Source organism: Klebsiella sp. HMSC16A12, from assembly GCF_001808265.1.
GTDB classification, from domain to species: Bacteria; Pseudomonadota; Gammaproteobacteria; order Enterobacterales; family Enterobacteriaceae; genus Klebsiella; species Klebsiella pneumoniae.
This window is the reverse complement of sequence record NZ_KV792611.1, coordinates 214,790-227,889: the sequence shown is the minus strand read 5'-3', so window position 1 is coordinate 227,889 and position 13,100 is coordinate 214,790. Positions and strand designations below refer to the sequence as shown.

The 13,100-nt window shown below is 59.7% G+C and carries 10 protein-coding genes and 2 pseudogenes; 8 read left to right on the top strand and 4 right to left on the bottom strand.

The genetic code is table 11. From position 1 onward, the window contains the following. Positions 1 to 19 precede the first annotated feature (19 nt). The 3 genes from astD to HMPREF3140_RS14295 are packed head-to-tail and all read right to left on the bottom strand — an operon-like array spanning position 20 to position 3,723. Positions 20 to 1,486, bottom strand: coding sequence for a succinylglutamate-semialdehyde dehydrogenase (gene astD, locus HMPREF3140_RS14305; RefSeq protein WP_004210329.1), 1,467 nt, complete (start codon positions 1,484 to 1,486; stop codon positions 20 to 22). Further along, positions 1,477 to 2,499, bottom strand: a complete 1,023-nt coding sequence (astA, locus tag HMPREF3140_RS14300) for an arginine N-succinyltransferase (protein WP_004140076.1) — start codon at positions 2,497 to 2,499, stop codon at positions 1,477 to 1,479. The genes astD and astA overlap by 10 nt, the downstream gene beginning before the upstream one ends. An 18-nt stretch (positions 2,500 to 2,517) precedes the next feature. Then, on the bottom strand, positions 2,518 to 3,723 hold the full coding sequence (locus HMPREF3140_RS14295) for an aspartate aminotransferase family protein (protein WP_004176366.1): 1,206 nt from the start codon (positions 3,721 to 3,723) through the stop codon (positions 2,518 to 2,520). Positions 3,724 to 3,891: 168 nt separating this feature from the next. On the opposite strand from HMPREF3140_RS14295, the gene HMPREF3140_RS28825 reads away from it, so the two are divergent. Both HMPREF3140_RS28825 and HMPREF3140_RS14285 read left to right on the top strand, forming a co-directional pair. Further along, positions 3,892 to 4,038 (top strand): hypothetical protein, encoded by a 147-nt coding sequence (locus HMPREF3140_RS28825; RefSeq protein ID WP_004224524.1) that lies wholly within the window; start codon positions 3,892 to 3,894, stop codon positions 4,036 to 4,038. Positions 4,039 to 4,249: 211 nt separating this feature from the next. Next, on the top strand, positions 4,250 to 5,524 hold the full coding sequence (locus HMPREF3140_RS14285; protein WP_004151574.1) for a Glu/Leu/Phe/Val family dehydrogenase: 1,275 nt from the start codon (positions 4,250 to 4,252) through the stop codon (positions 5,522 to 5,524). Positions 5,525 to 5,678: 154 nt separating this feature from the next. Here HMPREF3140_RS14285 and HMPREF3140_RS14280 read toward each other — a convergent pair whose 3' ends face one another. Next, positions 5,679 to 6,677: an aldo/keto reductase gene (locus HMPREF3140_RS14280; protein ID WP_004210325.1), complete on the bottom strand. Its 999-nt coding sequence runs from the start codon at positions 6,675 to 6,677 to the stop codon at positions 5,679 to 5,681. Between the two features lie 100 nt (positions 6,678 to 6,777). Between HMPREF3140_RS14280 and HMPREF3140_RS14275 the strand changes: the two genes are divergently transcribed. The 6 genes and pseudogenes from HMPREF3140_RS14275 (at position 6,778) to HMPREF3140_RS14250 (ending at position 13,082) form a co-directional block, all read left to right on the top strand. Next, positions 6,778 to 7,725, top strand: a complete 948-nt coding sequence (locus HMPREF3140_RS14275) for a LysR family transcriptional regulator (protein ID WP_070553017.1) — start codon at positions 6,778 to 6,780, stop codon at positions 7,723 to 7,725. 107 nt (positions 7,726 to 7,832) lie between these two features. Beyond that, on the top strand, positions 7,833 to 8,264 hold the full coding sequence (locus HMPREF3140_RS14270; RefSeq protein ID WP_002902969.1) for a MarR family winged helix-turn-helix transcriptional regulator: 432 nt from the start codon (positions 7,833 to 7,835) through the stop codon (positions 8,262 to 8,264). Next, a pseudogene (locus HMPREF3140_RS14265) lies at positions 8,264 to 9,916 on the top strand (MFS transporter). Before HMPREF3140_RS14270 ends, HMPREF3140_RS14265 begins: the two are co-directional and overlap by 1 nt. A gap of 28 nt (positions 9,917 to 9,944) precedes the next feature. Next, positions 9,945 to 11,031 (top strand): annotated as a pseudogene (locus tag HMPREF3140_RS14260) (HlyD family secretion protein). Further along, entirely contained in the window at positions 11,028 to 12,407 is a 1,380-nt protein-coding gene (locus tag HMPREF3140_RS14255; RefSeq protein ID WP_032411428.1) for an efflux transporter outer membrane subunit, read from the top strand. The pseudogene HMPREF3140_RS14260 and the gene HMPREF3140_RS14255 overlap by 4 nt, the downstream one beginning before the upstream one ends. Beyond that, positions 12,408 to 13,082: an O-methyltransferase gene (locus tag HMPREF3140_RS14250; protein WP_077253730.1), complete on the top strand. Its 675-nt coding sequence runs from the start codon at positions 12,408 to 12,410 to the stop codon at positions 13,080 to 13,082. Positions 13,083 to 13,100 lie beyond the last annotated feature (18 nt).

Sequence of the window (13,100 nt, the reverse complement as noted above, 5' to 3'; positions counted from 1 at the left end):
GTCCTCACAGGATCCGTTATCAGAATGGCAGGCCCGGCGATACCGTCGCCGGAAGCGTCAGCGTATCGCTGACCAGAGAGGCCATCGGCCAGGCACAGTAATCGGCGGCATACCACGCTGCCGCGCGATGGTTGCCGGAGGCGCCCACCCCGCCAAACGGCGCTTTACTCGATGCGCCGGTCAGCGGCTTGTTCCAGTTGACGATCCCGGCTCGCGCCTCGTCCGCCAGCTGATCAAACTGCGCCGCATCACTGGAGATCAGCCCGACGGCCAGGCCATAGCGGGTCTGATTGGCGAGGCGAATCGCCTCCGGGAAGCCGTCGTAACGGATAATCGTCAGCAGCGGGCCAAAGTACTCTTCATCCGGCACCTCAATACCGGTGACGTCGACGATCCCCGGGGTCAGCACCGTGGAGCGCGGGTCAGGCTGGCGCATGCGCAGCAGCACCTTGCCGCCGAGCCCCTCCAGTTTTTGCTGCGCCGCCAGCATGTTCTGCGCAGCGTCGAGAGAGATCACCCCGCCCATAAACGGCGCCGGCTGATCATCCCACTTGCCGGCGCGGATCTGCGCGCTGGCCTCTACCAGCCGCTGCAGCAGCGCATCCCCCTGCTCGCCGCGCGGCACGATCAGCCGGCGCGCGCAGGTGCAGCGCTGCCCGGCAGAGATAAACGCCGACTGGATAATCACATGCAGCGCCGCATCGATATCGGCCACGTCGGCGACGATCAGTGCGTTGTTGCCGCCCATCTCGAGGGCCAGCATCTTCTCCGGCTGGCCGCCGAAGTAGCGATGGAAGTGGAAACCGGCCGCCGCGCTGCCGGTGAACAGCACGCCGTCGATATCACGATTTTCCAGCAGCGCCTGGCCGGTGGCTTTTCCGCCCTGCAGCAGGTTGATCGCCCCGTCGGGGATGCCCGCCTGCTGCCACAGCTGGACGGTCATTTCAGCGGTAGCCGGCGTCAGCTCGCTGGGTTTAAACACAATGGTGTTCCCGGCGATCAGCGCCGGAATGATATGTCCGTTGGGCAGGTGGCCCGGGAAGTTGTAGGGGCCAAAGACCGCCATCACGCCGTGCGGTTTGTGGCGCAGCAGCGCTTTACCGTCCGGCAGCGTCGACTCATGAAAGCCCGTCCGCTGGTGATAGGCTTCGATGGAGATCGCGGCCTTGCCGATCATCGCCTGCACTTCGGTGCGGGTCTCCCACAGCGGCTTGCTGGTCTCGCGGGAAATCAGGGTCGCCAGCGCCTCTTTATGCGTCTCCAGCAGCGCGGCAAAACGCTGTACGACGTCAATACGCTCGGCCAGCGGCCGGTGCGACCAGGGATAAAACGCCGCGCGCGCCGCGGCGCAGGCCGCCTGGACGTCGTCAGCCCCCGCGCTGGCCGCCTGCCACAGCAGCGACTGATCCTCCGGGGCCAGTTTGCTCATCGTTGCGCCGCTGCCTGGCAGCCACTGCCCGGCTATAAACTGTGCTTTTACCGCCATGATCTGTTGTCCTCTGGATTCAGGGTTACCGTATAAACGCGGTCGGTTTCACTGACCTGCAGCGCGTCCAGCGCGGCGCTGTCAAGCGAGACCTGCTCTTCGTGGGCCACCAGCAGCGCCCGAAAGTTGTCGAATTGACCGTTGGCGACGAGGGTTGGCGCCGGCAGGTCGCCCATCAGCTGCCGGACAGGCAGGCGCTGGCTGTCGCGCACGGCGCGGATCTGATCGGTGTCCGCCTCCAGCACCGGACCGGCATCGAAAATATCCACCGAGCCGCGCCAGCTGAAACCCTCTTTCTCGAGGATCGCCCGCGCCGGGGCGGTATTGGGATGCACCTGACCGATGACCCCGCGGGCCGCTTCCGGCAGCAGTGAGATATAGATCGGGTACGCCGGCATCAGTTCGGCAATAAAGGTTTTCATGCCGGTGCCGGTCAGCCGGTCGGCATCGGCGAACGGGATGTCGAAGAAATGATGGCCCAGCGCATCCCAGAACGGCGACTGTCCCTGCTCATCGCTGCAGCCGCGCAGTTCGGCAAACAGGTGCGGGGAGAACCACTCGCGAAAGGCGGCGATAAATAAAAAGCGCGCCTTGGAGAGCAGCAGACCATTGCGGTTGCGCTGATACGCCGGGTCGAGAAACAGCGTACACAGTTCGCTGTGCCCGGTGTGGTCATAGCTGAGATTAAGCAGCTCCTGGGGCTTATAGACTCCCAGCGCTTTCGAGGCGCGTACCGTTTTCTGAATGCGAAAATTGTAAAACGGCTCGTCCAGGCCCACTGCGACCTCAATGGCGCTCACCCCCACCACCCGCGCCAGCGCGGTGTCCTCCAGCACAAACAGGAAACCCTGCTGGCTGCGCGGCAGTTCGCCGGCGAAGGTCTCGATACTGCGCCGGATCCGGGCCGCCAGGCGCCCGACGTCATGCGGTAAAGAGGTCATGCCGACCCCCGCCCGCGCGGCGAGGCGGACGATGTCGTCGAGATCGTTTTCCCGTACGGGACGAAATAGCATCACAGGCCGTCCTCCCGGTTAGCGGGTTAAGCGGGCAACGGCGCGATCAAGGCGCACGAAGGCTTCCGCAATATCCGCCAGCGGGATATTGAGCGCCGGCGCGAAGCGCAGCACGTCCGGGCCGGCAATCAGGGCGATCAGCCCCTCTTCCGCCGCCAGGTTGGTCAACGTTTTGGCCTTGCCGCGCAGCGGCCCCGCCAGCTCAGCGCCGATCAGCAGACCGGTGCCGCGCACGGCGCTGAACGCATCGTAACGGGCAGAGATCGCATTCAACTGGTCAACGATCAGCGCATGGCGCTCGCCAACGCCCGCCAGCAGCGGCGCATCGAGATGGGCCAGCACGGCGTTAGCGACGGTTGCCGCCAGCGGGTTGCCGCCGAAGGTGGTGCCATGGGTGCCTGGCTGGAAGACCTGCGCCCAGGCCTCTTTCGCCAGCATCGCGCCGATCGGGAAGCCGCCCCCCAGCCCTTTGGCGCTGGTGAGAATGTCCGGGACGACGTTGTAATGCTGGTAGGCGTAGAGATGGCCGGTACGCCCGGCGCCGGTCTGCACCTCATCGAATATCAGGGTGGCATGATGGCGATCGCAGAGGGTACGCAGCGCCTGCAGGAACGCCGGGTCCGCCGGGATCACCCCGCCTTCGCCGATAATCGGCTCGACGATCACCGCGCAGGTGCGCGAGGAGATCGCCGCGGTGACCGCCTCGATATCGTTATAGGGCAGATGGGTAATGCCCTGCGGCAGCGGAGCATAATCGCTGGAATATTTCGGCTGGCCGCCAACGGAGACGGTGAACAGCGTGCGGCCGTGGAAGGCGTGGTTGAAGGCGATGATTTCGCTTTTTTCACCGCCAAACTTATCGTGGGCATATTTCCGCGCCAGCTTAAGGGCCGCCTCGTTGGCTTCGGCGCCGGAGTTGCAGAAAAACACCTTGTCGGCAAAGGTCGACTGCACGAGGGTTTTTGCCAGCTGCAGCACCGGCTCGTTGGTATAGCCATTGCCGATATGCCACAGTTTCGCCAGTTGATCCTGCAGGGCCTGAGCCAGCGCCGGGTGAGCATGGCCCAGGGCGTTCACTGCGATGCCGCCCGCCATATCGATATACTCTTTCCCCTGCTGGTCCCAGACGCGGGAGCCCGCCGCTCTGACCGGAATAAACGGCGCGGGGGCAAAACAGGGAACCAGGTAAGCGTCAAAATCTTCGCGAGTCATACTGCCTGACATAATTTATCTCCGGAACGTAAGACGACGGAAAACGCTCCCGTCGCGTTGGACAATCGACATAACCCTGCCCCTCGGCTTATTTTGGGCACGAGCGCACCCGCTGCGATGGTAAAAATATTCACCACAGAAAAATAAAGCCCTATTCTTTTTACGGGTAATTGTTAATTCATGGTTAATGCCATGTTGTTGTGTGGGCTAATGCTGGCCTGTGAACAACAAGATTGTCAATACGGGCAAAAGCAATTTATTCACTTTTTGAAGATCATCAAGATAATGAAAAACATAGAAAAAATATTTTCTTATGCACTTAAGTGAATAAAAAGTGAATTAAAATGCACAGCTTGCGGGTGGTTGACATGCGTAGTTATTCACTTAAAAAATAAAAAATCTAACAAAAATTTAAAAATCGGAATTGCCGTCAAATACCGCTTTATAAAATTGGTGATACCATTCATTGCACAGAGTTTACTGCTGTAGCTATTCCACGGTTTACACGACATAAATAACACTGAGAAACAGGACTCTTATGGAAAAGTTATCTTACGCATCTGAAAGTAGTACATCTCCATGGACCACCTACCTGCGCCAGATCGACCGCGTCGCGCCTTATCTCGGCGATCTTGCCTACTGGGTGGAAACCCTGCGCCATCCGAAGCGCGCGCTGATCGTCGACATTCCTGTGCAAATGGACGACGGCACCATCCGCCACTTCGAGGGCTATCGCGTTCAGCACAATCTGTCGCGCGGACCGGGTAAAGGTGGTGTTCGCTACCATCCGGATGTCGATCTTAACGAAGTCATGGCACTTTCTGCCTGGATGACCATTAAGTGCGCCGCGGTCAATATTCCTTACGGCGGGGCCAAAGGCGGCATCCGCGTCGACCCCTTCTCCTTGTCGGAAGGTGAACTGGAGCGTCTGACCCGCCGCTACACCAGCGAAATCGGCATTATTATCGGGCCGCAGAAAGATATTCCGGCGCCGGACGTCGGCACCAATGGCAAAGTGATGGCATGGATGATGGACACCTACTCCATGAACCATGGCACCACCATCACCGGCGTGGTCACCGGCAAACCGATCCACCTCGGCGGCTCCCTCGGTCGTGAAAAAGCCACCGGACGCGGCGTGTTTGTCACCGGCCGGGAAGTTGCCCGTCGCGCCGGTATCGAAATTGAAGGCGCCAAAGTGGCGCTGCAGGGCTTTGGTAACGTCGGTAGCGAAGCGGCCCGCCTGTTCGCCGGCGTCGGCGCTCGTATCGTGGTTATTCAGGATCATACCGCGACCCTGTATAACGAAGGCGGAATCGATATGGCCGCCCTCACCGCCTGGCAGGCGGAGAAAAAGCAGATTGCCGGTTTCCCGGGCGCCCAGGAGATCGATAAAGACGCCTTCTGGACCACTCCGATGGACATCCTGATCCCGGCGGCGCTGGAAGGGCAAATCACCCGCGAGCGCGCGGAGAAGCTGACCTGCAAACTGGTGCTGGAAGGGGCCAACGGCCCAACCTATCCGGAAGCAGACGACGTGCTGGCCGAGCGCGGCGTGATCGTGGTGCCGGACGTTATCTGCAACGCCGGCGGGGTGACCGTCAGCTACTTTGAGTGGGTACAGGACATGGCCAGCTTCTTCTGGAGCGAAGAGGAGATCAACGCCAAAATGGACCGCATTATGACCGACGCTATCGTGCACGTCTGGGATAAAGCCGCCGAGAAAGAGTGTACGCTGCGCACCGCCGCCTATATCGTGGCCTGCGAGCGCATCCTGATGGCGCGTAAAGACCGCGGCATCTACCCGGGCTGATCCCCATCAGCAACCGCATCAGGGGTGGCCTTGCGCCGCCCCTTTTTTCTTTGCCGCGCCGTTAACCGCCGAGGATGTGCGCTATCTGACGAGGAGTTGTTCGGTAAAGGTGACAACGTCACGCAAGTAATAACCATCCGCTGCCCGCAGGGGATTATTTTTCGATTAAATCAAAGTCGCCCTGGGTATAGCGTAAGCCAGTGACGTTGTCGGCAGTGAAAATATGTTCGATGGTGAGGATGTCCTCCGGCGCGAGGGTAATATTCGCGGCGCCGGCATTGTCGCGCAGGTGAGCAATTTTCCTCGCCCCCGGGATAGGCACGATATCCTCGCCTTTGCTCATCACCCAGGCAAGGGCAATCTGCGCAAGGGTCGCGTCATAGCGGGTGGCCACCTGCTGAAGGCGCTCAAGCAGCAGCTGGTTTTTGCGCATGGTTTCGGCCTGGAAGCGCGGCAGATGGCGGCGGAAATCATCCGCTGCCAAAACGCCGGGATCGGTAATTGTCCCCGTCAGGAAGCCGCGGCCAAGCGGGCTGTATGGCACAAAGCCGACCCCCAGCTCGCGGCAGGTGTGGAGAATACCGCCCTCCGGCTCGCGGCTCCATAGCGAATATTCCGTCTGCACGGCAGCGATCGGATGTACCTTGCAGGCCCGGCGCAGCGTCTGAGCAGATACTTCCGACAGACCGATATGGCGAATTTTACCCTCTTTAACCAGATCGGCCATAGTGCCCACCACCTCTTCCACCGGTACCGCGGGATCGACGCGGTGCTGATAGAGCAGATCGATGGTCTCGACATTCAGTCGCTTCAGCGACCCTTCCACTGATTCGCGAATATGTGCCGGACGGCTGTCAACGCCGGCCATCCGCTCCAGACCCTGGCCGGTCGGCAAAATACGAAATCCAAATTTGGTGGCAATCTGCACCTTATCGCGAAAACCTTTAATCGCTTTTCCGACCAGAACTTCATTATCGAAAGGACCATATACTTCGGCGGTATCCAGGAAGGTCACGCCCATGTCCATGGCGGCATGGATCGTATTTATCGCCTGCGACGTTTCAGCCCCGCCATAGGCAAAACTCATCCCCATACATCCGAGACCTAATGCGGAAACCTGAAACTTCTCTTTTCCAAGATAACGTGTTTTCATCTTATTTTCCTTAATTGCTGAATGGCATTAAATATATACTTCCCTTTCATATTGATAACAATTAATCTATTCCGAACGCGGTGTTAGCTGGAAATTAACAATGAAAACCTTGCCCGATCTGCAACAAATAGAAATATTAATACTCATAGTGAAACATGGCAGTTTTCGTCAGGCCGCTAAAGCGTTAAACCTTTCCCCACCGGCCCTTACCGTCGCTATTAATCATCTGGAAGAAAAGTTAGGCGTGCGCCTGCTAAATCGTTCAACGCGCAGTTTGTCATTAACCGCAGTGGGTGAGGAATTTCTTAATAATATAACGCCGGTGGTCAATGATTATCGCCGGGTGGTGGACAGTCTGAATTATCACCGTCTGACTCCGGAAGGCGTGGTGAAAGTTAATTTAACGCGCATTGTTATTGACCTGTTTTTTCAAGACTATTTTATCGCCTTTAAAAACGCCTGTCCCAATGTGACGCTCGAACTGTATGCCACCGATCGGAAAGTCAATATTATCGAGTCCGGTTTTGACGCCGGCATTCGCTATTCGCAGGATGTGCCCAAAGAGATGATTGCCATCCCCTTTGGCGAGAAACTATCGCTGATCCCGGTGGCCAGCCCGGACTATATACGCGAAGCCGGAGAGCCCGATACCCCGCAGTCATTAGTTAATTTCCGCTGCATTAACCGCTGTTTTCCTGGTGGTGAGAAGTACCGCTGGGAGTTTATTGGCCCCAGCGGCGAGCTTAGCGAGGTCGCGGTTAAAGGCGATCTGGTCGTCGATGCCGATAGCGCAATGATCCAGGCCGCGGAGAGCGGATTAGGCATCGCCTTTGTCTATCAGTCGCTGGTGACGCAGCAGCTGAGCGCGGGCAGCCTGGTCCATTTGTTACCCGGCTACCGCTATCCTGCCGACCATTTCTGCGTCTACTACCCAAGCCGGAAACATATTCCCGCCCCCCTGCGGGCCTTTATCGCCTGGGTGATGGCGCAGAATAAAAATATCCTCGGTCAGCAGACCGCACGACACGGATCGCGGCCGGAAGATTAACTACAATTAACGTACATACCGTTAACCAATTTCTATCCTTCATCTTGAACTCCGGCGGTTATCCGGCATAAAATCGTTAGAGCTCTAACGATATTGACAGACGACCTATGGACAATCGACAGCTTACCTTCTCCCATCTTTTATACCTCACCGCGCACCACTGGCGGCTGGCGGTCAATCGTCGGCTGAAAAATCTCGGTCTCAGCCAGGCCAGCTGGGTGGCGGTAGCGTCCATCGCCCGCCACCAGCAGCCGCTGTCGCAAAGCGAACTGGCGCAGGAGCTGGGGGTGGAGAGCCCGACCATTGTGCCGTTGATCCATCGTCTGGTCGCCCTCGGACTGGTTGAGCGCATCACCACCGCCAGCGACAAACGTAAGCGACTGCTGGTGGTCACCGACAAAGGGAAGGCCCTCTATGAACAGGTCAAAACGGTGGCTGACGATCTGCGCGAAGAGATCCTGACGGCGATTACCCCACAGGAGCAGGAGCAAACCCAGCGGGTGCTGGAAAAGCTGTTGCGCGAAGTGGAGAAGAAATAATGCCCCGTCGCCAGGATAACCCCTACGCCCCGCATGACTGGGCGCCGCATGAAAAACCGGCTCTGCTCGGTTCGCCGTCGACGCCGCTGCACAGTCCGGCGAAACGCCTTGCCTACGGCGTGGTCGGTCTGCTGGTATGTCTCACCGGCGCGCTGGGCAACGCAGTGGTCACCGCCAACCTGCAGCTGCTGCAGGGTACCTTCGCCGCCTGGTCGACAGAAATCGCCTGGCTGCCGGCGGTATACGTGATGACCAACGTCTCCATCAACCTGCTGCTGGTGAAATTCCGCCAGCAGTTTGGCCTGCGCGCTTTCACCGAAGGCTTTTTGGTGCTCTATGTGCTGGTCACCTTTTTCCACCTCTTCGTCAACGATCTCAGCTCAGCGATGATGGTTCGCGCCGCCCACGGCATGGTGGCCGCGGCGCTCAGCTCGCTGGGGATTTACTACCAGGTACAGGCCTGGCCTGCGCGCCATCGCCTGAAAGGGCTGACTATCGGCATCACCGGCTCGTCGCTAGCCATTCCCCTGGCGCGCCTCTTTTCCACCGAACTGCTGCAGACCGATGAATGGCGCGGTCTCTACTTCTTTGAGCTGGGCCTGGCGCTGGTGTCGCTGGCCTGCGTCATCGCGCTAAAACTGCCGCCAAGCGATCGTAAAAAAGTGTTCGAAAAAAAGGATTTCATTACCTTCTTTCTGCTGGCGCCCGGCATGGCGCTGGTGTGCGCCGTGCTGTCGCTGGGGCGGCTCGAGTGGTGGTTTGAAGCGCCGTGGATCGGCTGGGCGCTGGCGGCGGCGGTAATACTGATCGTCGCTGCGATTACCTTCGAGCATAACCGCAGCAACCCCCTGCTCAATACCAAATGGCTCTCCAGCGGCAGCATCGTGCGTCTGGGCCTGATTATGCTGTTGATCCGCATCGTGCTGGCGGAGCAGAACACCGGGGTCATCGGCTGGCTGCAGTACGTTGGCCTGCAAAACGAACAGATGACTAACCTCGCGTGGTCGATTTTCGCCGGTATTCTGTGCGGGATCATTGCCAGCTGTCTGACGCTCAACCCGCAGAAGCTCTACTGGCCGACCGCCACCGCGCTGGCGCTGATCATGATAGCCTCGCTGCTCGACAGCCAGTCCAACGCCCTCACCCGTCCGGAACAATTAATGTTCAGCCAGTTTTTACTCGGCTTCGGCAGCGCCTTCTTTCTGGCCCCGGCGATGCTCGCCGGGATTGGCGGCGTGTTTGCCGACCCGCGCAACCTGGTCAGCTTCTCGGTGCTGTTCGGCATGAGCCAGAACATTGGCGGGCTGCTCGGCTCGGCGATCCTCGGCACCTTCCAGACCTGGCGTGAGAAATTCCACTCCAGCCAGCTGGCGGACCAGATAACCACCCTGAACCCGCTGATCGTCGAGCGGCTGCAGCAGTACAGCCAGATGTATCAGAGCCAGATTGGCGACAGTACGCTACTCAACGTTCAGGCCACCACCCTGCTGCAAAACGCCGCGACGCTGCAGGCCAATATTCTCGCCTGGAATGATACCTATCTGCTGACGGCGGCGATCTCCGCCGGGACACTAGTGTGGGTTTTCTGGCGCTTAATTCGCTTACGACTGACTGCCCGTATCGCGTTGCAACGCGCTACCGGCAGCAAATAATTATCATCATTTCATCTCTGGAGTCGTTATGAGTCAGCAGGATGCGGCCAAACAACAGGCCAACACCCGGAATAATATTCGCGTGGTTTCCATTTTTACCGCCGCGGCGATAGGCCTCGTCGGCGTGCTGGTGATCCTCTACGCCTGGCAACTGCCGCCGTTCACTCGTCATAGCCAGTTTACCGACAACGCCTATGTGCGCGGGCAGACCACCTTTATTAGCCCGCAAGGTCAACGGCTATATCACCGCCGTCAACGTCAAAGATTTCGCGATTGTCCAGCCGGGCGAGGTGCTGTTCCAGATAGACGATCGCATCTATAAACAGCGGGTGCATCAGGCCCAGGCTACCCTGGCGATGAAAGAGGCCGCGCTGCGCAATAACCTGCAACAGCGCAAAAGCGCCGAGGCGACGATCGCCAAGAATGAAGCCGCGCTGCAAAACGCCCGCGCGCAGAATCTGAAAATCCAGGCCGATTTAAAACGCATCCAGCAGTTAACCGCCGACGGTTCGCTGTCGATCCGCGAACGTGATTCGGCGCGGGCCAGCGCGGCGCAAGGGGCGGCGGATATTGAGCAGGCGAAAGCGGCGCTGGAGATGTCGCGCCAGGACCGTGAATCGACCATCGTCAATCGCGATTCGCTGGAGGCCGACGTGGCCAGCGCCAAAGCGGCGCTTGAGCTGGCGCAGATCGACCTGCAGAATACCCAGATTATCGCCCCCACCGGCGGCCAGCTGGGGCAGATCTCGGTGCGTCTTGGCGCCTATGTCAGCGCCGGGACCCATCTGACCTCGCTGGTTCCGCCGCAGCACTGGGTGATTGCCAACCTCAAAGAGACCCAGCTGGCCGAAGTACGCGTTGGCCAGCCGGTCACCTTCACCGTAGACGCGCTCAACGGCGAGACCTTCCACGGCAAGGTGCAGAGTATCTCCCCGGCGACCGGGGTGGAGTTCAGCGCCATCTCTCCGGACAACGCCACCGGCAATTTCGTCAAGATCGCCCAGCGCATCCCGGTGCGTATTACGGTCAACGACGGGCAAAACAATAGCGAACGCCTGCGGCCGGGGATGTCGGTGCAGGTGACTATTGATACCCGTGCGGAGAAACAACCATGATCCGCCCGGTCGCCCTTGCTATCGTTCTGGCGCTGGTCGGCTGTCAATCCGCCGATGTGCAACGCGCGCAGCCGACCCTGACCATTCCTGCCGCCTGGCGGGCCGACGTTGGCCCGGCCAGCCCGGTGGAGGGCGTATGGTGGCGCAATTTTCATGACAGTACCCTCAATCAGTATGTCGACCAGGCGCTGCGCTATAACAGCGATGTGCTGATCGCCCGCGAGCGGGTGAATGAGTATCAGGCGCGCGCTTACGCCGCCGACAGCAGCCTGTTTCCGTCACTGGACGCCAGCCTCACCGGCACCCGCGCCCGGACGCAGTCCGCCGCCACCGGCCTGCCGATCCACAGCACACTGTATAAGGGCGGCCTGACCGCCAGCTATGATGTCGATATCTGGGGAGCGAACCGCAGCGCGGCCAACGCCGCCGGCGCCAGCCTTGAGGCGCAGAAAGCCGCCGCCGCCGCCGCCAATTTGAGCGTCGCCAGCTCGGTGGCCGTTGGCTACGTCACGCTGCTGTCGCTGGATGAGCAGCTGCGGGTGACCCAGCAGACGCTAACATCAAGGGAAGACGCGTGGCGCCTGGCCAAACGTCAGTTTGAAACCGGGTATACTTCACGCCTTGAGCTGATGCAGGCGGATTCGGAGCTGCGGTCAACGCGGGCGCAGATCCCGCCGCTACAGCACCAGATTGCGCAGCAGGAAAATGCGCTCAGCGTGCTGCTCGGCGATAACCCTGGCGCGGTAAAACGCGGCGAGTTCTCCCAGCTTACCCCGCTGCGTCTGCCGTCGCAGCTGCCGTCCACCTTGCTCAACCGCCGTCCGGACATCGCTCAGGCCGAGCGCCAGCTGGTGGCCGCCGACGCCACGCTGGCCTCGTCGCAGGCGCAGCTGCTGCCCTCTATTAACCTGACCGCTACCGGCAGCCTGCAGGACCGGACGCTGCCGGATCTGCTGGACAACCCGCTGCGGCTGTGGAGTCTTGGCGGCAGTATTCTGGCGCCGCTGCTAAACCGCCAGGCGTTAAATGCCCAGGTGGACGTCTCCATGGCCCAGCGCAACCAGGCGCTCTATAGCTATGAGAAAACGGTGCGCAGCGCGTTCAAAGAGGTTAATGACAGCCTGGACGCCATCAGTCGCTATGGCGAACAGTTAACCGAGCTTCAGGAACAAGAGACCGTTGCCCAGGAAACCTTACGTATTGCACAAAACCGCTACCGTAACGGCTACTCTTCTTATCTGGATGTGCTTGATGCCCAGCGAACGCTGTTCTCCACCCAGCTTAGCGTGGTGCAGGTGAAGAACAACCTGCTGCTGGCGCAGATCGATCTGTACCGGGCGCTGGGAGGCGGCTGGTCTGACTCATCAGGGAGCTAAATGGGGAAGCGTCATATGCAACAACAGTGGTCGGCAGTAGACAATTATTTGATTAAGGCCTTAATTCCCAGCGATCCTGTGCTCGATCGGGTACTGGAAAACAACCATCGTGCCGGGCTCCCGGCACACGATGTCGCCGCCAATCAGGGTCAGTTTCTCGCCCTGCTGGTACGGCTAACCCAGGCTAAGCGGATACTGGAGATCGGCACCCTCGGCGGCTATAGCACCATCTGGATGGCGCGCGAGCTTCCTGCTGACGGCCAACTCCTCACCCTGGAGGCCGACGCGCATCATGCCCAGGTGGCGCGGGAGAATCTGCAGCTGGCGGGCGTTGACCAGCGGGTCACGCTACGGGAGGGACCCGCGCTACAGTCCCTGGAGGCGCTTGGCGCATGTCCCGCTTTCGACCTGATCTTCATCGATGCCGATAAGCCGAATAATCCCCATTATCTGCGCTGGGCGCTACGTTATTCCCGCCCAGGAACCCTAATTATTGGCGATAACGTGGTACGCGACGGCGAAGTGGTCAACCCACAGAGCGCCGACGAGCGCGTTCAGGGCGTGCGTCAGTTCATTGAGATGATGGGCGCCGAGCCGCGGTTGACGGCAACGGCGCTGCAAACCGTGGGCACTAAAGGCTGGGACGGCTTTACTCTGGCGTGGGTAAACGCTTAAGCGTGGACGCCTGACCAG

Bases quoted from the DNA above. Each gene is read 5' to 3' on its own strand.
- astD (WP_004210329.1), bottom strand. From the start codon at position 1,486: ATGGCGGTAAAAGCACAGTTTATAGCCGGGCAGTGGCTGCCAGGCAGC.
- astA (WP_004140076.1), bottom strand. From the start codon at position 2,499: ATGCTATTTCGTCCCGTACGGGAAAACGATCTCGACGACATCGTCCGC.
- HMPREF3140_RS14295 (WP_004176366.1), bottom strand. From the start codon at position 3,723: ATGTCAGGCAGTATGACTCGCGAAGATTTTGACGCTTACCTGGTTCCC.
- HMPREF3140_RS28825 (WP_004224524.1), top strand. From the start codon at position 3,892: ATGGTTAATGCCATGTTGTTGTGTGGGCTAATGCTGGCCTGTGAACAA.
- HMPREF3140_RS14285 (WP_004151574.1), top strand. From the start codon at position 4,250: ATGGAAAAGTTATCTTACGCATCTGAAAGTAGTACATCTCCATGGACC.
- HMPREF3140_RS14280 (WP_004210325.1), bottom strand. From the start codon at position 6,677: ATGAAAACACGTTATCTTGGAAAAGAGAAGTTTCAGGTTTCCGCATTA.
- HMPREF3140_RS14275 (WP_070553017.1), top strand. From the start codon at position 6,778: ATGAAAACCTTGCCCGATCTGCAACAAATAGAAATATTAATACTCATA.
- HMPREF3140_RS14270 (WP_002902969.1), top strand. From the start codon at position 7,833: ATGGACAATCGACAGCTTACCTTCTCCCATCTTTTATACCTCACCGCG.
- HMPREF3140_RS14255 (WP_032411428.1), top strand. From the start codon at position 11,028: ATGATCCGCCCGGTCGCCCTTGCTATCGTTCTGGCGCTGGTCGGCTGT.
- HMPREF3140_RS14250 (WP_077253730.1), top strand. From the start codon at position 12,408: ATGGGGAAGCGTCATATGCAACAACAGTGGTCGGCAGTAGACAATTAT.